The sequence below is a fragment of the Agromyces sp. LHK192 genome, assembly GCF_004006235.1.
GTDB lineage: Bacteria > Actinomycetota > Actinomycetes > Actinomycetales > Microbacteriaceae > Agromyces.
The window spans coordinates 2,586,331-2,611,124 of record NZ_CP034753.1 but is presented as its reverse complement, the minus strand read 5'-3'; the positions used below and the strand labels follow the sequence as shown (position 1 = coordinate 2,611,124).

Below are 24,794 nucleotides of genomic sequence, written 5' to 3'. Positions count from 1 at the left end.
GTCGCCGCCGATTCGACGGCGCCCGAATCCCGTGCTAGAGTCTCTTCTTGTGCCGCGGGGTGGAGCAGCTCGGTAGCTCGCTGGGCTCATAACCCAGAGGTCGTAGGTTCAAATCCTGCCCCCGCAACCAAGTAGTGGAACGCCCGGTCTCATCGAGACCGGGCGTTCTGCGTTCACCGGCGCGCCAGCGCCTGGTGCAGCAGCGGCCGGGATCGACGGAAGTCGTCCCCGCCTCAGCTCCTGCTCGCCCGGCATCCCCGGCTTTCCCCGCGAAAGCTCGGAGGATCGCACGAAGCTCGGAGGATCCGGGGCGAATCCTCCGAGGCGCGCACGATCCTCCGAAGTTGCGGGTCGGAGGCACAGGCGCATCACCCTGACACCCCGGCGCCGGGAGTCAATCCCCTGACCGGTGGGAGCGGACGAGCGTACCGTCGCAGATCAATTGACCGTCGCAGATCAGCGGTACGAGGAGGACGACGTGACCGAGCAGAGCGCGCAGGAGCACATCATCGAGCTGGCGAGGGGCATCCCCTTCGGTTGGCTGACGACGGTCGACGGCGACGGCCGGTTGGTGTCGAGGCCGATGTCGCCGCGCGAGGTGACCGATGACGGCGTCATCTGGTATTTCGCCGAACGCAGTTCGCGAGACGCGAGCGAGATCTCCGCGAACGCGAACGTCGGGGTGACCCTGCAGTCCGGGTCGACCTTCGTCTCCTTCGCGGGCGTGGCCGAGCTCGTCGACGACGCGGCCAAGAAAGACGAGTTGTGGGACCCGACGGTCGAGGCGTGGCTGCCGGACGGCCCGCAGAGCCCCGAGGCGGTCCTGATCAAGGTCTCCGCCGAGACCGGCGAGTACTGGGACACCCCGGGCGGCCGGATCGCTACGCTGATCAGCTTCGTCAAGTCCAAGGTCACCGGGGAACGATACGACGGCGGCGAGAACGAGACCGTCACGCTCTGATCGACGCCGAATCGATCGCGTCAAGGGGGATGCCGAGCCGCCGACGCGGTGCCTACGCTGCGGTCATGGATGGTCGAGACGAGACGGTCGCCCGCCCCAATCCGGAGCGCGGAGACCGCGAAGCAGCACCGCTGTCAGACGATGAGCAGCTCCGCAAGGACGTCAGCGAAAGTCCTGGGAGCGAAACCGAGACCTCGGCGAAGCAGGCGGATCCGATCCCGGACAGCCTCGACTCCGAGATCGACGCGGACCGGATCCGCGCGGTTCCCGGGACGGGCGGCCCGGATGATGCCGGCGATGTCGACGTCGACCCGGACGAGTTGAACCTGCCCGGCGCGGCGCCCTGACCGGGCGCGTTCCCGATCCGGGTGCGCGCTCGGACGGTGATGCACACCAGATCGCCGTTCGCCTCGATGCCGAGCACGCGGCGGGCCACGCGGCGACTCCTCACCCATACGATCGAAGGATGCCGGAACCCGTGAACGCCGAAGCCACCGCCACCCCGGATCACGCCCCGGGCGGCTCGCGATCGCCTGAGGGGCAGCGGCCCGGCGGCCGGCCGCGCGGCGTGCAGCGCGTGTTCGAGGTCGTCCGCACCGAACAGGTCGCACCGCAGCTCGTGCGCGTGCACCTCGGCGGCGAGGCGTTCGCGGAGTTCGTCGAGCAGGCGGACCCCGAGAACCTCGTCCGCACCGACAAGTACGTGAAGTTCCTCTTCGCGAAGCCGGAACTCGGCCTGGAACCGCCGTACGACCTCGACGCGCTGCGGCAGAGGCTCGGCCGTGCCGACCTGCCGGTCCGGCGGACCTACACGGTGCGATCGGTCGACCACGAGGCGCAGTGCATCTCGGTCGATTTCGTCGTGCACGGCGACGAGGGGCTCGCCGGTCCCTGGGCCGCGCGGGCGAAACCCGGTGACCGGGTCGCACTCTCCGGCCCCGGCGGCGGGTACTCGCCGGCCGAGGGCGACGTGACCCACCTCCTGCTCGGCGACGACTCCGCCATCCCCGCCATCGCGGCGGCCCTCGAGGCGCTGTCCGCCTCGGCGCGTGGCCTCGCGATCATCGAGGTCGCCGGCGCCGCATCGCAGGTCGACCTGGCAGCGCCCGCGGGCGTCGAGATCCGATGGCTGCACCGCGTCGGCGGGGACGTCGGCGGGGACGGCACGGCGGCGTACGGCGTCCTGCTCGCCGAAGCCGTCGATTCGCTCGAGCGTCCGGACGGCGTGGTCGACGTCTTCGCGCACGGCGAGCGCGAGGCGATCAAGCGCATCGGCGCCGTGCTGTCCGAGTCTTGGGGCATCCCGAGGCAGGCGATGTCCCTGTCGGCATACTGGGCGTACGGCCGCACCGAAGACGCCTTCCAGGAGGAGAAGCGCGCGCCGATCGGACAGATCTTCGCCGACTGACGAGCTGGCCATCGACTGAGTCGAAGGCGGAGGCGGACGCGACCGGCTAGGTTGTGGCGCAGCGCGCGCCGGCGCACCGGGCGCCGTGCACCCGACACAGAGGAGCATCCCATGGGCAAGGTCGTCATGTACGCGTCGGTGTCGATCGACGGCTTCATCGCCGACGAGCGCGACCAGCCGGGCCCGCTGTTCGACTGGCTGGTCGGCGGCGACGTCGCGCTCGACGGGAGTGGTGCGCTCCGGGTCTCGCAGGCGTCGTTCGAGTACACGCGGCCGTACTGGGACTCGATCGGGGTGACGATTGCCGGCCGCCGCGTGTTCGACCTGACGGACGGATGGGACGGGACGCCGCCCGGCGGCGTCGACCACGTCGTGGTCGTGTCGCACCGGCCGCCGCCCGACGGATGGGATCCCGAGGCCCCGTTCCACTTCGTCGACGGTGTCGAGGCGGCAGTGGCCAGAGCGCGGGAGCTGGCGGGCGACCGCGTCGTCGAGGTCGCCGCCGGCGATGTCGGCGGGCAGGTGTTCGCCGCCGGACTCGTCGATGAGGTGCGCCTCGATGTCGTGCCGGTCGTACTCGGCTCCGGGCGCCGCTACTTCGGCTCGCTCGATGCGCCCCGGCTGCTCGAGGATCCCGACGAGATCGTGCAGGGAGATCGGGTGCTCCATATCCGCACCCGGGTGCGTCGCTGACCGGAGCCGCGCGACGGGCGCACACATCGGTGCCCGCGTCAATCCGCTCAACGCGGCCGGATGCCGTCGATAGGCTCCGCCCCATGGACCGTCGTGCCGAGCATCGGGCGACAGCGACAGCGACAGCGACAGCGACAGCGGGATCGGTGCGCACGCCAGCGCGAGGGCGGCGCACCGCGCTCGGCGGCGTCATCGCCGTGCTGACGCTCGCACTGTGCGCCTGCGGCATCACGATCCCGACGGATCCCCGGGGCACCTCGGCCCGCATCGCCGAATCGGGGGAGCTGCATGCCGGTGCATCGCCGGCAGCCCCGGCCGTCGCCGTCGACGGAGAACGAGTGAGCGGACCTCTGGCCGAGTTGGTGGAGACCTTCGCCGAACGGCACGGCGCCGAGGTGGAGTGGACCGTCGGGAGCGAGGAACAGCTCGTGGAGGGCCTCGAGGACGGGAGTCTCGACCTCGTCATCGGCGGCATGACCGATCGCACGCCGTGGATCGACCGGGCATCCGCGACGCGTGGCTACACCGCGATCCCCGGGACGGACGGCCGCACGACGGTGGTGCTGCTCCCGTTGGGAGAGAACGCGCTGCAAGCCGAACTCGAGCGGTTCCTCGATGCGGAGGTGGGCCGATGAGAACGCTCGGCCGCACCGACCTGCCCCAGGAGCAGCAGCGCGCGCTGCGCAGTGCGATCCGCTGGGAGTGGTTCACGATCGCGTACACGATCGTGACGATCGTGCTGATCGCGTTCGTGGTGGGCGGTTCGCAGGCGATGAAGACGGCGTGGATCGAGGACATGCTCTCGCTCGTCCCGCAGATCTCGTTCCTGCTCGCGCTCCTGTTCATCCGTCGCGGCCCCACCCGGAGGTTTCCATTCGGCTTGCACCGCACGATGGGCGTCGGGCACCTGGTCGCCGGCGTGGCGCTGCTCGCAGTGGGCGGCTCGCTCGCGTTCGAGTCCGTCTCGAGCCTCGTCCGGGCCGAGCATCCGGCGATCGGCACGGTCGTGGTGTTCGGCACCACGGTCTGGTTGGGCTGGTTCATGGTCGCCGTGATGTCGGTCACGGTCATCGGCCCGTTCTTCTACGGTCACGCGAAGGGCAAGCTCGCGCCCGTGCTGCACAACAAGGTGCTCTACGCGGATGCGGACATGGCGAAGGCCGACTGGACGACGACCGTCGCCTCGATCGTGGGCGTGCTCGGTATCGGCATCGGATGGTGGTGGCTCGACGGCGCAGCCGCCCTGTTCATCTCGCTCGGCATCGTGTGGGACGGCTACCGCAACTCCCGTGCGGCCGTGCTCGACCTCATCGACCAACGCGCGCGAACCCACGACGACGCGAGCCCGCATCCGCTCCTCGACCGCATCGTCGACCGAGTCGATCGCGAGCCGTGGGTCGAGCGGTCCGCGGTGCGTATGCGCGACCTCGGTCAGGTGTTCCACGTCGAGGCGTTCGTGGTTCCGCGACGGCGCAAGGTCTCGGTCGCCGACATCGAGGGTCTTCGACGTACGATCACTGAACTCGATTGGAAGATGCAGGACGTCGCGATCGTGATCACCCCGTCGCTGCCCGACGAGGCGGTCGATCGTCAGGGCTGAGCGGCTGCGCTCAGGTTGGACGCGGCAGGGCGACGGGAACGGCGGCCGTCGATCGACGCGACCCGGTCGCCGCCCGCCAGTTTCGCCTCGTACATCGCGTGATCGGCGGCTCGCACCAGTTGGTCGACGATGACGGGACCGTCCGATCTCGCGACGGTGACGACGCCGATGCTCGCTGTGATCGCGATGTCGTCCGGGATGGCGTCGTACGGCTTCGCGACCGTCGCCCGGATCCGTTCGGCGAGCATGTCGGCGTCGCCGGGGGCTTCGACGGCGGCGACGGCGATGAACTCGTCGCCGCCGAACCTGCCCAGCACGTCGTGATCGCGGATCTCGCCCCGCAGGCGGTGCGCGACTTCGCGCAGCAGCGCGTCGCCTGCGGGGTGCCCCAGCCGGTCGTTGACCGACTTGAACCCGTCGAGGTCGATGAACAGGACCGCGAGCACCTCGAAGTCACCGAGGATGGCATGGGTGACGTCCTCTTCGAACAGGCGGCGGCTGGGCAGCCCGGTCACTTCGTCGTGCATGGCGGCGCGGCGCAGCGATTCCTCGAGACGCACCCGCGCGATCGCCTGGGCGGCCTGGTTCGTGAGCGCTTCGGCGAGCGGCACGGCTTCCTCGTCGAACTCGCGCGGGTGGTCGAAGTAGCAGACCATCGAACCGATCGATTCACCCTTCGAGCGGATGGGCGAGGCGATCGCCGCTTCGATCCCCGCGGCGCGGTAGACCTTGCTCATCGGCGGATCGGGCACGTACCGGTCGGCGTCCTCGGGTGAGCGGACGACGAGCACCGCGCCGCTCGCGAGGGTGAACGAACCGGGTGCGCCGAACCCGGCCGGCCAGTGCGCCTGGAGCGGATTCACGCCGGCGACCTGCTCGACGCCGTCGGATTCGCGCAGGTGGACGGAGACGAACGTCGCCGCGAACGCCCGTTGGGCGACGTCGACGAGCAGTTCCGCGGCTTCGACCTCGGTGCGGATCGCCCCGAAACCCACCGCCGAGTTCAGCAGGATCTGGAGCCGTCGACGACCGCGCTCGGTCTTCGCCTCGGCACCCTGCAGGCCGAGCGCGAACACCGAGCGCGCGGAGACGTCGTAGACGGCGATCCGCATGCCGCCGCCGGCGGAGTCCTCGTCGAGCGCCCCGACCACGACCGGGCGGACGATGCCCGAGCCGCCGTGCAGGGTCGCGTCGGTCGGCCGGAAGCCCTCGGGCCCGCCGACCGGCAGTCGCAGGGTCAGGATCGTCTCGAGCGGACGACCGATGAGCCCGGCACGCTCACTCCCCGTCCAGTCCACGACGGTCTGATTCACGTCGACGATGGTGCCGAGCGGATCGACCGCGATCAGGCCGCACGTCGTCAGTCGAGGCAGCATGCGGGAAGCGTGGCGAGCGCGGCGATTGGGAAGCACATGCAGGAATGATCGCCACCCGGAGCGGGGCGTGTCAACCGGCCGGCGCGGGGGCGCCGCGCTGTCACGCATGAGGCCACGACGGAGTCGGCGGCCGTGCACCGAACGAGGTGTCAAGGGCTTGGGTGCAGACGTCCGCGACCGGTAAGGGTGGAACATGACCTGCGTTCCGCCGCCCCCCGACCGCCTTCGTCGATCGGGCCGTCGCGGATGAGCCGGCCGCTGCCGTGGTCCGTCGAGCCGTGGGGCGTCGGCCTCGAGGGGCTCGACACCGAACGACTCGCTCACCGCGAGTCGGTCTTCGCGCTGTCCAACGGCCACCTCGGCTGGCGTGGCAACCTCGACGAGGGCGAGCCGTGCGGCAACGCGGGGAGCTACCTCAACGGCGTCTTCGAGGAGCATCCGATGCCGTACGCGGAGTCCGGATTCGGATACCCGGAGCACGGCCAGAGCGTGATCAACATCCCGGACGGCGCGGTCATCCGCTGCTTCGTCGACGACGAGCCGCTCGACGTGCGGAGGGGGACGGTGCGCCTGCACCGGCAGCGACTCGACTTCCGTCGGGGCGTGCTCGAGCGCGAACTCGAATGGACGACGCCTGCCGGAAGGTCGGTGCGCATCGAGTCCACGCGGATGGTCTCGCTCGAGCATCGCTCGATCGGTGCGGTCCGTCTGGTGGTCGAGGCGGTGGACCGACCGATCACGCTGACGGTGCAATCCGAGCTCATCGCCAACTCGCCGCTGCCCGAGGTGCATCCCGACGACCGGGTGATGGAGGCGCTGCGCACACCGCTGGAGGCGGTCTCCCATGACGTCGTCGACGGGCGCGCGTCGCTCGTGCATCGCACGCGACGCAGCGGGGTCGGCGTCGCGGTGTCGATGGATCATCGGGCCACGGCTCCGCGCGGGGTGCACACCGAGACCGAGGCATCCGGCGACCTGGCGAGGACGACCATGATCGCGTCGCTCGGGGCCGGCGATCGATTCGAACTCGTCAAGTTCGTCGGCCACGAATGGTCGGCCGAGTCGTCGCCGGCCACGTTGCGCGACCGGGCCGACGCTGCGGTCGCGGAGGCGGATCTGCTCGGCTGGGACGGCCTCGTCGCCGCGCAGCGCGCCCGCCTCGACGAGTTCTGGACCTGCGCGGACGTCGAGGTCGAGGGGCCGCTGCGGCTGCAGCAGGCCGTCCGATTCGCGCTGTTCCACATCTTCCAGTCGGCGGCTCGGGCCGATCTGCGTCCGGTGCCTGGGAAGGGCCTCTCCGGCGCGGGGTACGCCGGGCACACGTTCTGGGACTTCGAGGCCTTCGTGCTCCCCGTCCTGACCGCGACGGCTCCGGATGCCGCACGAGAGGGGCTGCGCTGGCGGCACGCGACGCTCGCGCATGCCAGGCGACGCGCCCGCGAACTCCACCTCGCCGGCGCCGCGTTCGCGTGGCGCACCGTCGACGGACGCGAGAGCTCCGGATACTGGCCCGCGAGCACCAACGCGTTCCACCTCGATGCCGACATCGCCGCGGCGGTCGTCCACTACGTGCGCGCGACGGGTGATCGCGCGTTCGAACGCGACGCGGGCCTGGAACTGCTCGTGGAGACCGCGAGGCTGTGGGTCGCACTGGGTCGCTGGGACGACTCCGGCGGGTTCCACGTCGACGGCGTCACCGGCCCCGACGAGTATTCGGCGATCGTCGACGACAACGCCTTCACCAACCTCATGGCGCAGCTGAACCTCACGGCGGCGGCGGATGCGGTGCGCCGGTATCCCGCCGAGGCGATAGCCCTCGGCGTCGGCGACGCGGAGGTCGAGGAGTGGTCGGCGATCGCGATCGCGATGACCGTCCCGATCGACCAGCGACGGCGGATCCCCGAGCAGGCGGCCGGGTACAACGCCGCCGAGCGATGGCACTTCGAGCAGACGGCGTCGTCTGAGTACCCGCTCCAGGAGCACTTCCCGTACTTCGACCTCTACCGCAAGCAGGTCGTCAAGCAGGCCGACCTCGTCCTCGCGCTCCATTTCCGGCACGACGCGTTCACGTTCGAGGAGAAGGCGGGGGCGTTCGCGTACGCCGAGTCGCTGACCGTACGCGACTCCTCGCTCTCGGCCGGTCCACAGGCGGTGATCGCCGAGGAGGTGGGCCACCTCGGACTCGCCGCGGACTATCTCGCCGAGGCTGCGACGATCGACCTCGACGACGTCCGCGGCGATGCCGAGGACGGCCTGCATCTCGCCTCGCTCGCCGGGATCTGGACCGCGTTGGTCGCCGGATTCGGGGGGCTGCGCGACAGCGACGAGGGCCTGCGTTTCGCACCGCGTCTGCCCGATGCGATCGGTCGACTCGCGTTCGGCGTCAAGGTCGGCGGCGAGACGCTTCGACTCGAGATCCGACCCGACGCCACGACCTATCGGCTCGCCGGTGGTGACCCGATCACGCTCCACCACTTCGGCGAGCGGTTCGAGCTCGCGGCCGGGCCCGGCTGGCGGATGCCAACGCCGCCGATGGCCGACCCCGGCCCGCGCCCCACGCAGCCCCCCGGACGCGAACCGCGGTCGTTCGACGCCGCCTTCGGTTCCTGATCCGCCGGCCGGTGGGGGACGGAGTCAAGGACGGCCGAGGCCGCACCCTACGCCGACGACACGGGAAGTCAAGCCCGTTCCCGATGCCGCGGCGCGCGACATAGCCTGCCGCACCAAGGCCAGCGAAGGAGCGAACCGTGGCGGACGAGCAGCGTGAGACGGATCCGATCGACATCCCGGGGGCGCCTGCGCCCGAGACCCCGAGTCCGGAGGAGGCGACGACGCCGCGGCCGCCGCTTCCGCCCAAGCCCGACCAGCGCGGTCCGGAACGGCGGACGCCGACCGGGGCGCTCACCGACGTCCCGCCCGAAGCGGTCGCGCAGCAGGGCGCCTTCCTCACGACGGCGCAAGGGGCCCGGCTCCCCGACACCGACCACTCGCTGAAGGCCGGCCCGCGCGGACCGGTGCTGCTGCAGGACCACCACCTGCGCGAGAAGATCATGCACTTCGACCACGAGCGCATCCCCGAGCGGGCCGTGCACGCCCGCGGCGCCGCGGCGCACGGCGTGTTCGAGGCCAACGGCGCCGCTGAGGGCGTGACGAAGGCCGCCTTCCTCCGCAGCGGCGTTCGGACGCGCGTGTTCGTGCGGTTCTCGACGGTGCTGGGGTCGCGCGGCTCGGCCGACACCGTGCGCGACACGCGAGGGTTCGCCACGAAGTTCTACACCCAGGAGGGCGTCTACGACCTCGTCGGCAACAACATCCCGGTGTTCTTCATCCAGGACGCGATCAAGTTCCCCGATGTCATCCACGCCGGGAAGCCGCATCCCGACCGGGAGATCCCGCAGGCGCAGTCGGCGCACGACACGTTCTGGGACTTCGTGTCGCTGCACACCGAAGCGCAGCACCACACGATCTGGAACATGTCCGACCGCGGCATTCCCCGCTCGTATCGCATGATGCAGGGTTTCGGCGTCCACACGTTCCGGTTCGAGAACGCCGCAGGCGAGACCTCGCTCGTGAAGATCCACTGGCGGCCGAAACTCGGCACGCACGGCCTCACGTGGGAGGAGGCGCAACTGCTCGCGGGCAAGGACCCCGACTTCCATCGGCGAGACCTGGCCGACGCGATCGAGTCGGGCGCGTTCCCGCAGTGGGATCTCGCCCTCCAGGTCATGCCCGACACACCGGACGAGGCGTTCGAGGGCATCGACCTGCTCGACCCGACGAAGATCGTGCCCGAGGAGCTGGCGCCGCTGCAGGTGATCGGCACGATGACGCTCGACGCCAACCCCTCGAACTACTTCGCCGAGACCGAGCAGGTCGCGTTCCACCCCGGCCATCTCGTGCCCGGCATCGACGTGACGAACGACCCGCTGCTGCAGGGCCGGCTCTTCTCGTACCTCGACACCCAGCTCACCCGGCTCGGCGGGCCGAACTTCGCGCAGTTGCCGATCAACCGCCCGCACGCCGAGGTGAACGACATGCTGCGCGACGGGATGCACCAGACGGCGGTGCACACGGGGGTCGCGCCGTACCGTCCGAATTCCTTGGACGGCGGATGCCCCTTCCACGCCGGAGCCGACGACGCCGCGTTCATCGAGGTGCCCGCGCCGATCGCCGAATCGGTCAAGGAACGGCGTCAGCCTGCGAGCTTCGACGACCACTTCACGCAGGTGCGGATGTTCTACCGTTCGCTCACGCCGATCGAGCAGGCGCATGTGGTCGAGGCCTACGCGTTCGAACTCGGCAAGTGCTACGAGCAGCCGATCAAGCAGCGGCAACTGGTCGCGTTGGCCAACATCGACGCCGTGCTGTGCGCCGAGATCGCCGACCTGCTCGGCCTCCCCGCGCCCGAACCGACGGTCGAGGTCGCCGAGGTCGCCGACAGCCCGGCGCTGCGCATGGTCGGCGATGCGTGGCCGATCGAGGGTCGCACCGTCGGCGTCGTCGCGGACGACGCGACCGACCCCGACGTGCTCGCCTCGGTGCGCCGGACGCTCGACGAGGCATCCGTGGTGCCCCTGGTGATCGCGCCGCACGGCGGGATGCTCGGCGGGATTCCCGTGCAGCGCACCGCGCACACGGCCGCGAGCGTCGAGCTGGACGCGATCGTCCTGCTCGCGGCTTCCGACGATCGGCGAACCGTGCGACTGCTCGAGGAGGCGTACCGGCACGGCAAGGCACTCGGCTTCGCCACGGGGGCCGAGTCGATGCTCGCCCGCCTCGGCGTCGAGCCCGATGATGCCGGCATCGTCACGGGCGGTCCGGATGACGCGGTCGGCGGGGTGCTCCGCGCCCTGCCCACGCATCGAGCATGGGACCGTCTCGCGACGGTCTCGGAATGAGGAGGACCGAACGATGAGAGCACTCACGTGGCAGGGAACCGGCAAGGTCAGCGTCGAAGCCGTGCCGGACCCGCGGATCGAGGAACCGACCGACGCGATCATCCGCATCACCTCGACCGCGATCTGCGGATCGGACCTGCACCTCTACAACGTCCTCGGCCCGTTCCTCGCGAAGGGCGACATCCTCGGGCACGAGCCGATGGGCGTCGTGGAGGAGGTCGGGCCGGCGGTCCGGCGCGTCGCCGTGGGCGACCGCGTCGTCGTCCCCTTCGTCATCGCGTGCGGCGAGTGCCACATGTGCCGTCGCGGCCTCACCACGCAGTGCGAGACGACGCAGAACCGGCAGACCGACACCGGTGCCGACCTCTACGGCTACACCGAGCTGTACGGTTCGGTCCCGGGCGGGCAGGCGGAGTACCTGCGGGTGCGCCTGGCCGACGGGAACGCGTACGTGGTCGGCAGGGAGCTTCCCGACGACCGGTACCTCTTCCTCAGCGACATCCTGCCGACCGCCTGGCAGGGCGTGCAGTACGCGAACCTGCCGGAGGGCGGTACGCTCGCCGTGCTCGGGCTCGGGCCCGTCGGGCAGTTCGCAGCCCGGATCGGACGGCACCTCGGTCATCGTGTCCTCGCCGTCGATCCGGTGCCCGAGCGGCGCGAGATGGCCCAGCGGCACGGCGTGCAGACCTTCGACCTCGTGGACGACGTGGCCGACCTGCTGCGCGACCTCACGGACGGTCGCGGCCCCGAGGGCGTCGTCGACGCCGTCGGCATGGAGGCGCACGGCAACCCCGGCGTCGAGTTCGTGCAGAAGGCGGTCGGCATCCTTCCGGATGCCGCCGCGAAGCCGCTCATGCAGAAGGCCGGGGTGGATCGGCTCGCGGCGCTGCACCTCGCGCTCGATCTCGTGCAGCGCGGCGGCACGGTGTCGCTCAGCGGTGTCTACGCGGGCGCGGCCGACCCGATGCCGTTCATCTCGATGTTCGACAAGCAGGTGACGCTGCGGATGGGGCAGTGCAACGTGCACCGCTGGCGCGACGAACTGTTGCCGCTGGTGGAGGACCCGGCCGACCCGTTGGGCGTCGAGGACCTCGTCACGCATCGCGTGCCGCTCGACCGCGCGCCCGAGCTCTACGACACCTTCATGAAGAAGGAGGACGGCTGCATCAAGGTCGTGCTGGAGCCGTAGGAACAGGGGTGGCGGTGTGCGGGCCCAGCCGGGTGCTGGGCCGGCACATCGCTCACAGCGGCTTGCCGCCGGTCACCGGAAGGATCGCACCGGTGACGTAGCTGGCCGCTTCGGATGCCAGATAGACGTACGCGCCGGCGAGCTCGGCGGGCTGTCCGGCCCGGCCGAGCGGTGTGTCCTGACCGAACTTCTGCACCTTCTCGGTCCACCCGGTCGCCGGGATGAGCGGCGTCCAGATCGGTCCCGGCGCGACGCCGTTCACCCGGATGCCGCGCTCGCCCAGCTTCTGCGCGAGCGCTTCGACGAACGCGACCAGCGCGGCCTTGGTCATCGCGTAGTCGAAGAGGTCCGGCGACGGCTGGTACCCCTGGATCGACGTCGTGACGATGATCGACGCGCCGGCGGGCAGCAGCGGCTCGGCCGCGCGTGTCAGCCAGAAGGGCGAATAGAGGTTCGTCTTCATGACCCGATCGAACTCGTCGGTCGTGACGTCGGCGAGGTGCTCCCGCTCGGCCTGGTACGCCGCGTTGAGCACGAGCAGGTCCAGGCCGCCGAGCGCGTCGACGGTGCGCTCGACGACGACGGCGTTCCAGGCCTCTTCCCGCAGGTCGCCGGGGAGCAGCACGGCGGTGCGGCCTTCCGCTTCGACGAGGCGCGCCGTCTCCGCGGCATCCTGCTGCTCCTCGGGGAGGAACGCGATCGCGACGTCGGCGCCCTCGCGGGCGAACGCGATCGCCACGGCGCGCCCGATGCCCGAGTCGCCGCCGGTGATCAGCGCCTTCCGCCCGGTCAGCAGGCCGTGGCCGACGTAGGTGTCCTCGCCGTGATCGGGTGTGGGCACAGTCTCGTCGGTGAGCCCCGGTTGCTCCTGGTGCTGTTCGGGGAACGGGCCGTCGTCGTAGCGCGTGGTCGGGTCTTCGGTGGCGGCCATCGTCAGGCCTCCACGTCGCCGCGCCAGGCGCCCGTCTCGGTGCCGCGTTCCTCGATGAACCGTTTGAAGTTCTGGAGGTCCTTCTTGATCGCGTGATCGTCGACGCCGAACACCGCGCCCGCCTGCTCCAACAGACCGGTCGGCTGCCAGTCGAGCTGGACGGCGACCCGGGTGGTCGAGTCGTCGAGCTTGTGGAACGTGACGACGCCGGCGTGGTTCTCGTCGCCGCCGGTGCTGTTCCACGCCACGCGCTCATCCGGGTGCTGCTCGGTGATCACGGCATCGAACTCGCGCGTCGCGCCGCCGATCTCGACGACCCAATGCGTGTGCGTGTCGTCGACCTGCTCGATCGACTCCACGAAGTCGAGGAACTCGGGGAACCGCTCGAACTGCGTCCACTGGTCGTAGGCGACGCGCACGGGAACGTCCACGTCGACGTCGGCGAAGATCTTGGCCATCGGATTCTCCTCATCCTTGATGCTGATTCATCTCTGATCGTGATCATTCGACGCTACGAATCGGTGCGGCGAGCCGCGAGGGGCTTGCGCATGCAGGCCTCGTTGGCGAGGATGCCGAGCCGATCGCGCGGGGAGAGCCGGGCCGAAGCGAACGGCACGCCGCGGGTCACCCGAGGTCGATCGGTGCCGCTGTGGCCGGCGGAGCTCCGATCGCCGAGGCCGGAATGTCCCGGGCCCGTTCGGCGAGCACGCTCGCGCGCTCGATCCGGTCGAGCCGGAGCCAGGTGGCCCGGTCGCGGTCGCGGCGCCACGCGACGAGGAACCAGGCACCCCGGGTGAACGCGAGGATGACGGGGTCCACGGTGCTCTCGACCAGGTGCCCGCGGTCATCCTCGCCGCGAACCGACATGGCGCTGCCCGAGGCGATCGCCTGCTCGACGGCACGTCGCACTCCGGCGTCGGCCTCCAGGGCCGGCGCGTCGACCCAGATCCGGCTCGCGAGCGCCGAGGCCCGTCGTCGAGACGTCGGATCGAGCACGTTCAGCAGCTTGTCGAGGGCGGCGTGGGCATCGCCTTCGAACGGGTGGCCCCGTCGGCCGGCGAGCGCCGCGGCGAGTCCGGAGACCTCGGGCGGTGTCAGGGAGACCGGCGGAAGGGTCGCCGACCCGTCGACGGTGTACCCGCCGCCGGGCCCGGGCTGCGACCAGACGGGGAACCCGGCGTGCTGGAGCGCGGAGATGTCGCGCTTGATGGTGCGCGTCGAGACCTCGAATCGGGCGGCGAGGTCGTCGGCCGTGCGGCCCTGGGCTCCGGCGCGCCGCAGGGCCTCGCGGAGGGCGTAGAGGCGATCCGTGCGATTCATTCCGAAATAGTGACACAGGAGTGACATCTCGCCCGGTCAGACTCGACCTATGAACGCATACCGATTCCTGCTCATCAGCGGCGCCGGCCTTCCCGCGTGGATCTGGGAGCCGACCTCGCGACTCGTCGGCGCCGAGCAGTGCGTGGTCGCGCCGCGCTCCGCCGTCCAGGCGGCGGTGCTGTCCGATCACGTGGCCTCGGCTCTGGAGGCCGCGCCCGCCGACCGTTTCGTGGTCGTCGCCCACTCCGCCGGGGGCGCCATCGCCGCCGCGCTCGCCGCGACCGCGCCCGACCGGGTCGCGGGCATCCTCGGGGTCTCGGCCGTGGTCCCGGCGCCCGGCCGTTCATTCCTGGGGTCGCTGCCGGTGCCGGCACGATTCGTGCTCGGCGCCGCGATGCGCATCGCCGGCACCCGTGCGCCGGCGACGGCGATCCGCGCGGGCGTCGCGGCGGGCCTGCCGCCGGCGACGGCGGACCGCATCGTCACGGACGTCGTCGCCGAATCGTCCTCGGTCCTGCGCGGCCGGGTCCCTCGGATCCCCGACGGGATCGCGCGCGGGTTCGTCCTGACGGCCGCGGACCGCGAGCTGCCGCAGCGGATGCAGGAACGCAGCGCCGACGTGCTCGACGCGACGTGGCGCCGGACCCTTCCGACCGGACACCTGCCCATGCTCGAGGCACCCGAGGCGTTGGCCGAGGCGATGATCTCGTTCGCCGCGCGACTCGAAGCGGCCGACCGAGAGCCGTTCACGGCGCTCCGGTGAGGTGCGCGGGTCGCGACGGCCCGGTCGCTAACACGAACCCGGCGCCGGATCAAGTGCCTGCTGCGAGGCCTCGCGAGTCCGTACCGTGGACTGCGAGCGGTCATCGACACCGGATCTGGCAGCAGGCATTCGCCGGCGGCCGGTGGGCGGACGCGAGGAGGCGGCGATGACGATCGTGGAACCGATCGACGAACGACGAACGACGGAACGGGGATTGCCGCCGATCTGGGAGTGGTGGCCGATGATCGAGGGCACCCTCAAGCAGGAGGTGCTGGAGAACCCGTCGGCGCCGCTGCGCCGCGCCGTGGTGCGCCGCATCTGCGAGCTGTGCGAGGTGCAGTTCGTGCCGACGGCGCCCACGAGGCTCACCGAACCTGAACGCGCCTACCTCGCGGGCTGGACCCGCCGTTCGGGTTGGTGACGCACCGACGATCGCTCGCTTCGCTCACGCGAACGTGCCGAGCTGCTCCACGAGGTATCCGCCGGGGTAGCTGCGGATGCGCTTCAGGTCGCGCGCGTACTGCGGCCTCCGTCGCGCGGGAAGCAGCGAGACCACCCGTCCGCGCAGCTTGAGGGCACCGACGGATGCCCCGCGCGCGAGCCGCGACGGCGCCGGATACCCGAGCGCCTCGCGCAGGTGCGGATCGAGGATCGCGATCGAGAAGCCCCGGATGACGCGACGCATCGGCCGCGGGTAGAACGTGGTGAGCAGGTCGAGCGTCGAGTCCGCGACGACCCGGGTCCGCCGGTCGGGGCGGAAGTGCTCGCGCTCATAGGCGTCCATCAGGTCGGCGAACGCCTCGTACGTCTCGGGGAGGTCGCGGATGCCCATGAGCCTGCCGAGCCTGACGTAGTAGTGCACGGCGGCGTCGACCTCGACGCGCGACTGCCTGCGCCAGCCGTACGCCGCGATCCACCGGATCGGCGTGACGACGAACGTCGACAGCACGTACCGCATGTCGTCGTTGGAGATGTCGTAGTGCCCGTGCATCCGGTTCATCGCCCGGACCGCCGCGCGCCCGTCGTCGGACTCGAGCCCGTCGACGGCGACCGCGTCCAGGATCAGCACGGTGTCGTCGTGACGCTTCTGCGCGCGGTGCTCGAACTCGCCGGTATCGTACAGCAGGCCGCCGATCGTCGGCACGGCATAGGTACGGAACAGCGCGAAGCTCAGCGCCTGCTGCAGGTCCCACGGGAACTCGAGCGTGCCGACGACGCGGCCGATGTGCTCGTAGTCGGTCGCCGGGTCGAGCCGTTCGAGGTCGTGCAGCCGCCGGTGGCTGCGTCCGATGCGCATGCCGCGATGCTATCGACGGATGCCCCGGCCCGGGGCATCCGGTCGGATCAGGCCGAGCCGGTGTCGCGGTTCGACTGTGCCGGCGACGCGATCGTGATGACCTCGTCGGCCCGATCGGATGCCTCCGCCACCGCGGCGGCTGCCTGCTCCTCGGGGGTCATGCGAAGCCGCTGCGCGCGCGACGGCCGGATCGCCGGCACGTCGCCCACGATCGGCACCGCCTTGCGATGGTGCGGGAACCCGTAGCGAGCCCACAGGCCGATCATGGTGGTCAGCCGGTTGCGGGTGCCGAGCAGGCTCGCGATGTGCACGAACAGCCAGACGGCCCACGCCGGGTACGCGGTGAGCGGGATGGTCCGACTGAATCCCGGCACCTTCCGCAGGAACGGGAGGGCATGCAGCACCGGAAGGTTCGCGATGCCCGGCACTTCGCCGACCGCCGAGCGACGCCCGATGACGGCGAGTTGTCCCTTGTCGTAGTACTCGAACGGCACGGTCGCCTTGCCCTCGAGCAGGCGCGCGATCTGGCGGCCGACGTGCCGACCGCCCTGGATCGCCGGCTGCGCGAGCTGCGGAAAGTCCTGCGGCGCGATCGCGATATCGCCGGCGGCGAAGACGCCCGGCATGCCCTCGACCTGGAGGTCTTCGCCGACCCGGATCCGGTCGTGCTCGTCGAGCGGCAGGCTCCAGTGGCGCACCTCCTCGTGCGGGGCGACGCCCGTCGCCCAGATCGTGAGGTCGGCGCGCAGCCAGCTGCCGTCGGTGAGCTGCACCGAGTCGGCGTGCACCTCGGCGACGCCCGCGCCGAAGCGCAGGTCGACCTCGCGATGGCGCAACTGATGCTCGGCGTAGCGGCGCAGCTTCGGGACGAACGGCTTCAGCAGCTCGCTGCTGCGTTGCACGAGGGTGATCTTGAACGCATCGCCCTCGAGTTCGGGATACGCCGGTTCGAGGCCCTGGTCGCGCAGCTCCGCGAGCGCGCCCGCCATCTCGACGCCGGTCGGGCCGCCGCCGACCACGACGACGCGGAGGCCCTTGCGCCGGTCGCCCTGCTGCGTCGCCTGCTCGAGACGCGTGAACAGGGTGTCGCGGATGCGGATCGCCTGCGACCGCGAATACACGGCGAACGCGTGCTCCTTCGCGCCGGGGGTGCCGAAGTACGTCGTCGTGACGCCGTTGGCGAGCACCAGGTAGTCGTACGGGATCGTCTGTCCGTCGAGCAGGCGGATCGTCTTCGCGTCGGGGTCGATCTCCATGAGGTGCTCGTGCACGACCTCGAGGTTGCGCTGGCGCACGCGCAGGCTCCGGAGGAAGTGCGTGACGTCGCCCGGGTTCAGTCCACCGGTCGCCACCTGGTACAGCAACGGCTGGAAGGTGTTGTAGACCCGGCGGTCGATGAGCGTCACGTGCACCGGCGCCTTGGCGAGCGCGGTGGCCGCGTTCACGCCGGCGAAACCGCCGCCGACGATCACGACTCGGGGAAGGCCGGCTTCGTGAGCCGGCGTGCTGTTCGTCACAACAGATCAGGGTACCCGGGCCCGGCGCAGGGCGGCGTTCGGCGAGCGGCGATCGCGCCGGAGGGGTCGCAGGCCCGCCGCACGGCACTAGCATGGCGAAGCATCCACGCCATCGATCCGAGCCGGGGGTCGTCATGCAGCAACTCACCCTGATCCAGCAGTCGCCGGATCCCGAACAGGTCGAGGCGCGCACGCGCACGCGCCGATCGATCGCCGAGAAGATCCGGGCGATGGGCCGGAACCGCATCGGCGCCCTCCTGCTCCTGCTCGCGACGGTCGTCGCGATCGTGTGGGCCAACGTCGGGGCGGGGAGCTACGAGGCCTTCTGGGAGACCCACCTCACGATCGGCTTCGGCGACGACCTGCAGCTCGACTTCACGCTGCACGCCCTCGTGAACGACGCGCTCATGGCGATCTTCTTCTTCACGGTGGGGCTCGAGGTGCGCCGCGAGTTCGCGATCGGCGAGCTCACCAGCTGGTCGCGCGCGATGGTGCCGGTGATCGCCGCGGTCGCCGGCCTCGCGGTCCCGGCGCTGCTGTTCGTCCTCATCGTGATGGGCACCGGGCACGAGGGCGCCTGGGGCATCGTGATCTCGACCGACACCGCGTTCCTCGTCGGCGCCCTCGCCCTCATCGGCCCGCGCGCGCCCGGGCGCCTGCGCGTCTTCCTGCTCGCGCTCGCCGTCGTCGACGACATCGGCGCCCTGTCGATCATCGCGCTGGTCTACACCGAGGACTTCAACCCCTGGCCGCTGCTCATCGCCGCGGTCGGACTCGCCGGCGTGTACTTCACGCGGTACCTCCGGGGCGGACGAGGACCCGTGTACGCGACGCTCGCGATCATCGTCTGGTTGGCGTTCCTCGCCTCCGGCGTCCACCCGACCCTCGCCGGCGTCGCGATCGCGCTGCTCGTGCCCGTCTACCGCCCGGATCGGCGCGACGTCGAGCACGCGCTCGACCTCGCGCGCACGTTCCGCCAGTCGCCCAACACGGAGTACGCCCGCGCGGCCGCGAACAGCCTCCGCGAGTCCATCTCGATCAACGAGCGGCTGCAGACGGCGTATGCGCCGTACGTCGCCTACGTGATCCTGCCGCTGTTCGCGCTGGCGAACGCGGGCGTCGAACTCAGCCCCGAGATCCTCGCGGCAGCCCTCGTGTCGCCGCTGACGTGGGGCATCGTCGTCGGCCTCGTCGCGGGAAAACTGCTGGGCGTGTTCGGTTCGACGGCGATCATGAAGGCGTTCCGGGTGGGGGAGTTCGGCCCGGGGCTCACGCTCGACCGCCTCGCCGGCGGCGCCGCGCTGTGCGGCATCGGGTTCACGATCTCGCTGTTCATCGTGCAGCTCGCGATCGACGACGAGGGAGCGCAGAACGAGGCGCGCGTGGGCGTGCTCGCGGCATCCGTCATCGCGTTCGTGCTCGCCACGGCGATCTTCCGCATCTCGGATGCGTTCCGCCCGGGTGAGGAGACGGGCCAGACGCTGGCACGTCCGATCGATCCGAAGCGCGACCACGTGTTCGGACCCGACGACGCGCCGTTCACCATCGTCGAGTACGGCGACTTCCAGTGCGGGTTCTGCCTCAAGGCCTCGGGCTCGATCCAGGAGGTCAAGGCCGAGCTCGGCGACCGCCTGCGCTACGTCTGGCGGCACGCGCCGCTCACGCAGTACCACCCGAACGCGCTCGCCGGAGCCGAGGCCTCGGAGGCGGCCGCGAAGCAGGGGAAGTTCTTCGAGTTCGAGCGCGGGCTCTTCGCCGACCAGGACAACCAGCGGCCGTCCGACATCATGCGACTCGCGGCCGACCTCGGGCTCGACGTCGAGAAGTTCGAGCGCGACCTCACGGCCCCTGACGTCGCCGGACGCGTGCGCGACGACATGCTCGACGCCGAGGCGATGGGCATCAACGCGGTGCCGACGCTGTTCATCAACGGACGCCGGCACGTCGGCCCGTACGACTCGGCGTCGCTGATCCGGGCGCTCGAGGCGTCGGTGCGATCGCCGCAGGACTGAGTCGCGGCTCAGCGTCCGGCCGGTCTCCCGTCGAGGTACCCCTCGTTCGGCGGGAACCCGTCGCCGTCGCCGGATCCACCGCGGATGCCCCAGGGCAGGCCCGTCGCGAACGTCAGGCTCGCGACATCCTGCCGGTGGATGTGCAGGTGCGGTTCGGTCGAGTTGCCGGTGTTGCCGCAGTCGGCGACGTGATCGCCCGCGGCGACCCGGTCGCCGACCGCGACCCTCGCGCTGCGGTGCCGCAGGTGCGCATAGACGAAGTGCGAGCCGTCGTCGGCGCGCACGATCAGGTGGTTGCCGACGACCCGGCCCGGGCCGCCGAGTTCGCGGACGAACCCCTCGGCGAACATGAACCAGAGCAGCGCAGCCTGGTTCGAGCGACTGCGGTGGTCGCGGAGCCGGTCGCTCGCGACCACGACGACGCCGTCTGCGCACGAGTACAGGGGCTCGCCGAAGCCGGGGAACCGCTCGGGCTCGAGCGAGAACGCGTCGACCGTGCCGAACTCGGGGTGGTCGGTGCCGTCGGGCCGGTGCACCAGGTCGACGGCGTACGCCTGGCCGTAGGCGTGCGTGCCGTGACTCGGCACCTTCGAGCCCGGACTGTTCACGGCCTGCCAGCGACCGGAGACCGGGGAGTCCACGATCAGCGGCTCGCCGCGATCGAGCGGCGACCAGAACCCGAGCACCATGCCGACCACCGTGAGCGCGAGGCCGCCGATGAGCAGCACCGCGTCCACACGACCGAGCGCGGCGAGGCCGGGCACGAACGCGTCGACGACGCTGCCGACGATGCCGAGCAGGATGAGCAGGAACCCGATGCGCAGCGCCGGGACGCGAACCAGCGACGCGGCTCGCGCGGATGACTCCACCATCCGTCCACGCTAGGCGAACGGCGGCCCGTCCGCGACGGGCCCTACGATGGCCGCATGACCGGCATCCCCACGACGAGGGCGTCACTCGAGGCGGCGGCCATGCGCGGCTACCGCGACCTCGACCGGCTGATCGAGCAGATGCCGGACTCCGAGCGGAGCGCGCCGTTCAGTGCCGAGGCGGATGCCGCGGTCAGCGCCGGCGCACGCCGCGACCGCGACGTGCAGGACGTCGTCAACCACCTCCACGCCTGGCACGTGCTCCTGCTCGGCTGGCTGGATGCCGAGGCCGGCGGCGATCCCGTCGCGTTTCCCGCGCCCGGGCACTCGTGGGGGTCGCTCGCCGAGCTCAACGCCGAACTCCGCGACCGCTACCGGTTGCCGGGCGCGGCCGCGGCGGCGCTCGACCAGGCCAGAGTCCGGCTCCGGCAGGGCCACGTCGATGCGCTCGCCCGGATCGAGACGATCCCCGACGACGATCTCTTCGAGCCGGGCCGGCACGGATGGCTCGCCGGCGCGCTCGCCGAGCCCGTGCACGAGTGCCTCGGCGGCCACTATGCGTGGGCGGTCGAGGTGATCTCGACCGCGACGGAGGCGCGAGCCTAGGCTGGCCGCATGCCCACCGAAGAGACCGCCTCCGCCGCAGCAGAAGACCTCCTCGACGCGCGCGGAGCCGTGGCCGGGGCATCCGTCGCCGTCGCCGTCGCGCAGTTCGCACCGACGGCAGATGCGAACGCGAACCTCGCCGAGATCGGCCGACTCGCCGGCCTCGCGGCATCCCGCGGCGCCCGGGTCGTCGTGTTCCCCGAGTACTCGATGTTCTTCACCCCGGAGCTCGGCCGCGACATGGCGGACGCCGCCGAGCCGCTCGACGGCGAGTTCGTGCGCGCGCTCGGCGACCTCGCGGCCGCGCTGCGCGTGCACCTGGTGGTCGGGGTGCTCGAACAGGGCACGACGTCGGGGAGGTTCCGCAACTCGGTCGTCGCACTCGGCCCGTCGGGCGCACTGGTCGCGAGCTATCGCAAGCTGCACCTCTACGACGCGTTCGGCCAGCGCGAGTCGGAGTGGGTGGAGCCGGGCGCGATCGAGGAGCCCGAGACGTTCGACGTCGACGGCCTGCGCTTCGGCCTGCAGACCTGTTACGACGCCCGGTTCCCCGAGGTGACCCGTCGTCTCGCCGACGCCGACGTCGACGTGGTGTGCATGCCCGCGGAGTGGGTGCGCGGCCCGCTCAAGGAGGCGCACTGGCGGGTGCTGACGACCGCGCGAGCCCTCGAGAACACGCTGTACGTGGCCGCGGCCGACCAGGCGCCGCCGGTCGGTGCCGGCAACAGCATGATCGTCGACCCGATGGGCGTCGAGCTCGCGACCGTCGGCGAGGAGACCTCGGTCGCGCTCGCGTGGGTGTCGCGCGAGCGGATCGACGCGGTCAGGAAGGTCAATCCCGCGCTGTCGCTGCGGCGGTTCGGGGTGGCCGAGAGAGCCTGAACGGCCGATCACGCGAGTGCGACGACCCGCGCGCGGACGTCCCGCCGCGCCCGATCACGCCGGTGCGACGGCCCGCGCGCGGACGTCTCGCCGCACGAAAGCGGCGAACGGGGTCGGCGGGCGACCGGTGACCGCCTCGACGTCGGGCGACACGTGGGCGTTGCGGCCGTCGACGACCTCGGTGAACAGGTGGCCCAGGAGATCCGCCAGGTCGTCGGGAAGCCCTGCGGCGCGGAGTTGCTCGGTCCACTCCGCGACCGGCACCTGCTCGACGTGCACCGAAGCGCCGCGGGCCGCGGCGACCGCGGTGGCCGCCTCGCGGAATGTCAGCAGCGCGGGTCCGGTGGCCTCGTATACGCGACCCTCGTGGCCGGGACGCGCCGCCGTGACGGCGATCATCGCTGCGACGTCCTCGGCATCGACGAACGGTTCGGGCGCGTCGGGTGCGGGGAGCGCCAGTTCGCCCATGGCGACCGACTCGGCGAGTGCGCCCTCGGTGAAGTTCTGCGCGAAGAAGGCCCCGCGGACGACGGTGAGCGCCGGCAGGTGCGTGCGCACGAGCGCCTCGGCGGCGACGGCGGCCTCCTCGCCGCGGCCCGAGAGCAGCACGGCGCGACGGATGCCGGCCGCGGCGGCCGCTGCGGCGAAGCGCTCGACGCTCGCGCCGGCGCCGGGGTAGGCGATGTCGGGAGCGTAGGAGAGCACGACGGACGCCGCGCCGTCGAAGTGGCGCCCCCAGGTGTCGGGGTCGTCCCACTCGAAGCCGCTCAGCGAGCGCGAGGCGGCTCGCGCGGGGAGGCCGTCGGCGCGCAGGCGGTCGACGACGCGGCGACCCACCTTGCCCGTCGCGCCGGTCACCAGGACGGGACGCTCGTCGTGCGGGAGGCGACGGGTGGCTTCGGTCATGCGGTCGGTCATCGGATTCCAATCCATCGATGGGTTCATACCGACGAGTGCACCCGACCACGGCACGGCGGACCAGCCCGGTCCGTGCGTATCCACGCCGTGGAGACCCGGGCGCCGGGCGCGACGCGCCCTGCCTCACGCGCTCGGGCGGCGAGCGCCGGGGGCCTCAGGCGCCCGGGCCGACGGGGTGGAACACGATGAGCAGCTGCTGCGAGTCGTCGTTCGTCCGCAGCACGGTGTCGCGCAACCGCAGGGTGCCGAGGTCGGGATGGCTGAGGCGGACCTCGCCGAGTGCGCCGAGCCGCACCGGATACCGACGCCAGATGCGTTCGAAATCGGCGCACTCGGTTCGCAGGCGCCGGATCAACGCCGCCAGCGGGCCGGCCCACGGATGCTTCGCGCGCGAGGCGCGCAGTCGGCCGACCATGTCGATCGCGACGGGCTCCCACGGGTCGAAGCGCGCACGGCACCGCTGGTCCATGAAGAGCATCCAGGCCCAGTTCAGTCGGTGGGTGCGGGGTCCGTCGAAGTCGAGGTGCGGAGCGAACACCTCGTGGGCGAGGCGATTCCACCCGAGCAGGGTCATGTCGTGGCCGAGGACGCCGGCCGGAATGTCGTCGATGCTCTCGAGCACCCGCGCCAGTCCGGCGTCGATCGCGGCCGCCGACGACGATCCGGCGCCGGCGGGCACGGTCGGCACGGTGCGGTCGGCTGCCGCGACGAGGTCGAGCAGGTGCTCGCGGTCGTCGTCGTCGAGGGCGAGCGCCCGCCCGATCGCCGACAGCACGTCGGAGGACGCGGTGACGACGCCCTGCTCGATGCGCGTGTAGTACGACACGCTCACCCCGGCGCGCTCGGCGACCTCCTCGCGGCGCAGCCCGCTCACCCGACGGGCGGTGCTCGACGGCGGTGGGGCGAGCGAGCTCCTGCGGATCCTGAGGAACTCGCCGACGGCCAGGTCACGTTCGTTGCGCGGCATCCGGATGCACGCTCCATCCGCGGGTCAGCCCTCCGCGGGTCAATGCGTCGATCGCCGCCAGCGCGGTCTCCACCGCTTCGTCTCCGTCGAGACCGCCGGCGATCACCCGTGACGACAGGCCGTCGGCGACCGCGATCAGGGTGCGTGCGAGGCGGGCGGCATCCGCGACGGCACGACCGGTCGAGAGGCGATCGGCCAGTTCGCGCTCCTGGCCGGACTTGGCGTCGCGGAGGAGCGCGGCGAGCTCCGGGTCGGCGACCGATCCGGCGAGGTACGCGTGCCAGATGACGACCCCGTCGCGTTGCCCGGGGGAGACGGGGATCGCATGGACGACGAGGTCGCGCACGGCGGCTTCGTCGTCGGCCTCCGTCGCCAGGAACCGTGCGGTGGACCCGGCGATCATGGCCGCGGCGCTCTCGCGGATGAGGACCTCCTTCGTGGGGAAGTGGTGCTGCACGAGCCCGATCGAGACGCCGGCCGCGGTCGCGACCGCGCGGATCGAGACGCCGGCGATGCCCTTGGCGAGGATGACGCTCCACACCGCGACGATGATCTCGGTCCGCCGTTCCATCGATCCATCCCTTCCG

Annotated in this window: 24 protein-coding genes and 1 tRNA gene; 15 read left to right on the top strand and 10 right to left on the bottom strand. The window is 71.3% G+C overall.

What is annotated here, in order from left to right; genetic code table 11:
- Positions 1-53 precede the first annotated feature (53 nt).
- From ELQ40_RS11800 to ELQ40_RS11770, 7 genes are all read left to right on the top strand, one after another.
- Positions 54-130, top strand: a tRNA-Met gene (locus ELQ40_RS11800).
- 348 nt (positions 131-478) lie between these two features.
- The gene (locus ELQ40_RS11795; protein WP_127793858.1) at positions 479-961 is read left to right on the top strand and encodes a pyridoxamine 5'-phosphate oxidase family protein; all 483 of its coding nucleotides are present in this window, start codon (positions 479-481) and stop codon (positions 959-961) included.
- A gap of 65 nt (positions 962-1,026) precedes the next feature.
- A complete protein-coding gene (locus ELQ40_RS11790) occupies positions 1,027-1,308 on the top strand; it encodes a hypothetical protein (protein ID WP_205649328.1) in 282 nt (93 codons plus the stop codon).
- 119 nt (positions 1,309-1,427) lie between these two features.
- Complete coding sequence (locus ELQ40_RS11785; protein WP_127795279.1) at positions 1,428-2,369, top strand: siderophore-interacting protein; 942 nt, start codon at positions 1,428-1,430, stop codon at positions 2,367-2,369.
- Positions 2,370-2,480: 111 nt separating this feature from the next.
- On the top strand, positions 2,481-3,062 hold the full coding sequence (locus ELQ40_RS11780) for a dihydrofolate reductase family protein (protein ID WP_127793857.1): 582 nt from the start codon (positions 2,481-2,483) through the stop codon (positions 3,060-3,062).
- A 146-nt stretch (positions 3,063-3,208) separates the two neighbouring features.
- Complete coding sequence (locus ELQ40_RS11775) at positions 3,209-3,697, top strand: hypothetical protein (protein ID WP_240665767.1); 489 nt, start codon at positions 3,209-3,211, stop codon at positions 3,695-3,697.
- Positions 3,694-4,662, top strand: coding sequence for a cation diffusion facilitator family transporter (locus ELQ40_RS11770; RefSeq protein ID WP_127793856.1), 969 nt, complete (start codon positions 3,694-3,696; stop codon positions 4,660-4,662). The genes ELQ40_RS11775 and ELQ40_RS11770 overlap by 4 nt, the downstream gene beginning before the upstream one ends.
- Here ELQ40_RS11770 and ELQ40_RS11765 read toward each other — a convergent pair.
- Positions 4,653-6,038 (bottom strand): diguanylate cyclase, encoded by a 1,386-nt coding sequence (locus ELQ40_RS11765; RefSeq protein WP_164863567.1) that lies wholly within the window; start codon positions 6,036-6,038, stop codon positions 4,653-4,655. The two genes, ELQ40_RS11770 and ELQ40_RS11765, sit on opposite strands and share 10 nt — an antisense overlap.
- A 246-nt stretch (positions 6,039-6,284) precedes the next feature.
- Here ELQ40_RS11765 and ELQ40_RS11760 point away from each other — a divergent pair, with 246 nt between their 5' ends.
- The 3 genes from ELQ40_RS11760 (at position 6,285) to ELQ40_RS11750 (ending at position 12,125) form a co-directional block, all read left to right on the top strand.
- Positions 6,285-8,648 (top strand): glycoside hydrolase family 65 protein, encoded by a 2,364-nt coding sequence (locus tag ELQ40_RS11760; protein ID WP_127793854.1) that lies wholly within the window; start codon positions 6,285-6,287, stop codon positions 8,646-8,648.
- Positions 8,649-8,785: 137 nt separating this feature from the next.
- Positions 8,786-10,936 (top strand): catalase, encoded by a 2,151-nt coding sequence (locus ELQ40_RS11755; protein ID WP_127793853.1) that lies wholly within the window; start codon positions 8,786-8,788, stop codon positions 10,934-10,936.
- 13 nt (positions 10,937-10,949) lie between these two features.
- The gene (locus tag ELQ40_RS11750; RefSeq protein WP_127793852.1) at positions 10,950-12,125 is read left to right on the top strand and encodes an alcohol dehydrogenase catalytic domain-containing protein; all 1,176 of its coding nucleotides are present in this window, start codon (positions 10,950-10,952) and stop codon (positions 12,123-12,125) included.
- A gap of 52 nt (positions 12,126-12,177) precedes the next feature.
- On the opposite strand, the gene ELQ40_RS11745 is transcribed toward ELQ40_RS11750, so the two are convergent.
- From ELQ40_RS11745 to ELQ40_RS11735, 3 genes are all read right to left on the bottom strand, one after another.
- Positions 12,178-13,056 carry an SDR family oxidoreductase gene (locus tag ELQ40_RS11745; protein WP_127793851.1) on the bottom strand — a complete coding sequence of 293 codons (879 nt, stop codon included), beginning with the start codon at positions 13,054-13,056 and terminating at the stop codon, positions 12,178-12,180.
- Between the two features lie 2 nt (positions 13,057-13,058).
- On the bottom strand, positions 13,059-13,514 hold the full coding sequence (locus ELQ40_RS11740) for an SRPBCC family protein (RefSeq protein ID WP_127793850.1): 456 nt from the start codon (positions 13,512-13,514) through the stop codon (positions 13,059-13,061).
- 166 nt (positions 13,515-13,680) lie between these two features.
- Positions 13,681-14,376: a YafY family protein gene (locus tag ELQ40_RS11735; protein WP_127793849.1), complete on the bottom strand. Its 696-nt coding sequence runs from the start codon at positions 14,374-14,376 to the stop codon at positions 13,681-13,683.
- A 49-nt stretch (positions 14,377-14,425) separates the two neighbouring features.
- Between ELQ40_RS11735 and ELQ40_RS11730 the strand changes: the two genes are divergently transcribed.
- Both ELQ40_RS11730 and ELQ40_RS11725 read left to right on the top strand, forming a co-directional pair.
- Positions 14,426-15,139 (top strand): alpha/beta fold hydrolase, encoded by a 714-nt coding sequence (locus ELQ40_RS11730; protein WP_127793848.1) that lies wholly within the window; start codon positions 14,426-14,428, stop codon positions 15,137-15,139.
- A gap of 166 nt (positions 15,140-15,305) precedes the next feature.
- Positions 15,306-15,560 (top strand): hypothetical protein, encoded by a 255-nt coding sequence (locus ELQ40_RS11725; protein ID WP_127793847.1) that lies wholly within the window; start codon positions 15,306-15,308, stop codon positions 15,558-15,560.
- A gap of 24 nt (positions 15,561-15,584) precedes the next feature.
- Here ELQ40_RS11725 and ELQ40_RS11720 read toward each other — a convergent pair whose 3' ends face one another.
- Together ELQ40_RS11720 and ELQ40_RS11715 are read right to left on the bottom strand one after the other, a co-directional pair.
- On the bottom strand, positions 15,585-16,436 hold the full coding sequence (locus ELQ40_RS11720; protein WP_127793846.1) for an oxygenase MpaB family protein: 852 nt from the start codon (positions 16,434-16,436) through the stop codon (positions 15,585-15,587).
- Between the two features lie 47 nt (positions 16,437-16,483).
- The gene (locus tag ELQ40_RS11715; protein ID WP_127793845.1) at positions 16,484-17,953 is read right to left on the bottom strand and encodes an NAD(P)/FAD-dependent oxidoreductase; all 1,470 of its coding nucleotides are present in this window, start codon (positions 17,951-17,953) and stop codon (positions 16,484-16,486) included.
- Positions 17,954-18,087: 134 nt separating this feature from the next.
- Here ELQ40_RS11715 and nhaA point away from each other — a divergent pair, with 134 nt between their 5' ends.
- Positions 18,088-19,965 (top strand): Na+/H+ antiporter NhaA, encoded by a 1,878-nt coding sequence (gene nhaA / locus ELQ40_RS11710; RefSeq protein WP_127793844.1) that lies wholly within the window; start codon positions 18,088-18,090, stop codon positions 19,963-19,965.
- Between the two features lie 8 nt (positions 19,966-19,973).
- Here nhaA and ELQ40_RS11705 read toward each other — a convergent pair whose 3' ends face one another.
- Complete coding sequence (locus ELQ40_RS11705; RefSeq protein ID WP_127793843.1) at positions 19,974-20,837, bottom strand: M23 family metallopeptidase; 864 nt, start codon at positions 20,835-20,837, stop codon at positions 19,974-19,976.
- Positions 20,838-20,891: 54 nt separating this feature from the next.
- Between ELQ40_RS11705 and ELQ40_RS11700 the strand changes: the two genes are divergently transcribed.
- A complete protein-coding gene (locus tag ELQ40_RS11700) occupies positions 20,892-21,440 on the top strand; it encodes a ClbS/DfsB family four-helix bundle protein (RefSeq protein WP_127793842.1) in 549 nt (182 codons plus the stop codon).
- Between the two features lie 9 nt (positions 21,441-21,449).
- Entirely contained in the window at positions 21,450-22,322 is an 873-nt protein-coding gene (locus ELQ40_RS11695; RefSeq protein WP_127793841.1) for a carbon-nitrogen hydrolase family protein, read from the top strand.
- 54 nt (positions 22,323-22,376) lie between these two features.
- Here ELQ40_RS11695 and ELQ40_RS11690 read toward each other — a convergent pair whose 3' ends face one another.
- From ELQ40_RS11690 to ELQ40_RS11680, 3 genes are all read right to left on the bottom strand, one after another.
- Entirely contained in the window at positions 22,377-23,228 is an 852-nt protein-coding gene (locus ELQ40_RS11690) for an NmrA family transcriptional regulator (protein WP_127793840.1), read from the bottom strand.
- A 166-nt stretch (positions 23,229-23,394) separates the two neighbouring features.
- A complete protein-coding gene (locus tag ELQ40_RS11685) occupies positions 23,395-24,207 on the bottom strand; it encodes a helix-turn-helix domain-containing protein (RefSeq protein WP_127793839.1) in 813 nt (270 codons plus the stop codon).
- Positions 24,188-24,778: a TetR/AcrR family transcriptional regulator gene (locus ELQ40_RS11680; protein WP_127793838.1), complete on the bottom strand. Its 591-nt coding sequence runs from the start codon at positions 24,776-24,778 to the stop codon at positions 24,188-24,190. Before ELQ40_RS11680 ends, ELQ40_RS11685 begins: the two co-directional genes overlap by 20 nt.
- Positions 24,779-24,794 lie beyond the last annotated feature (16 nt).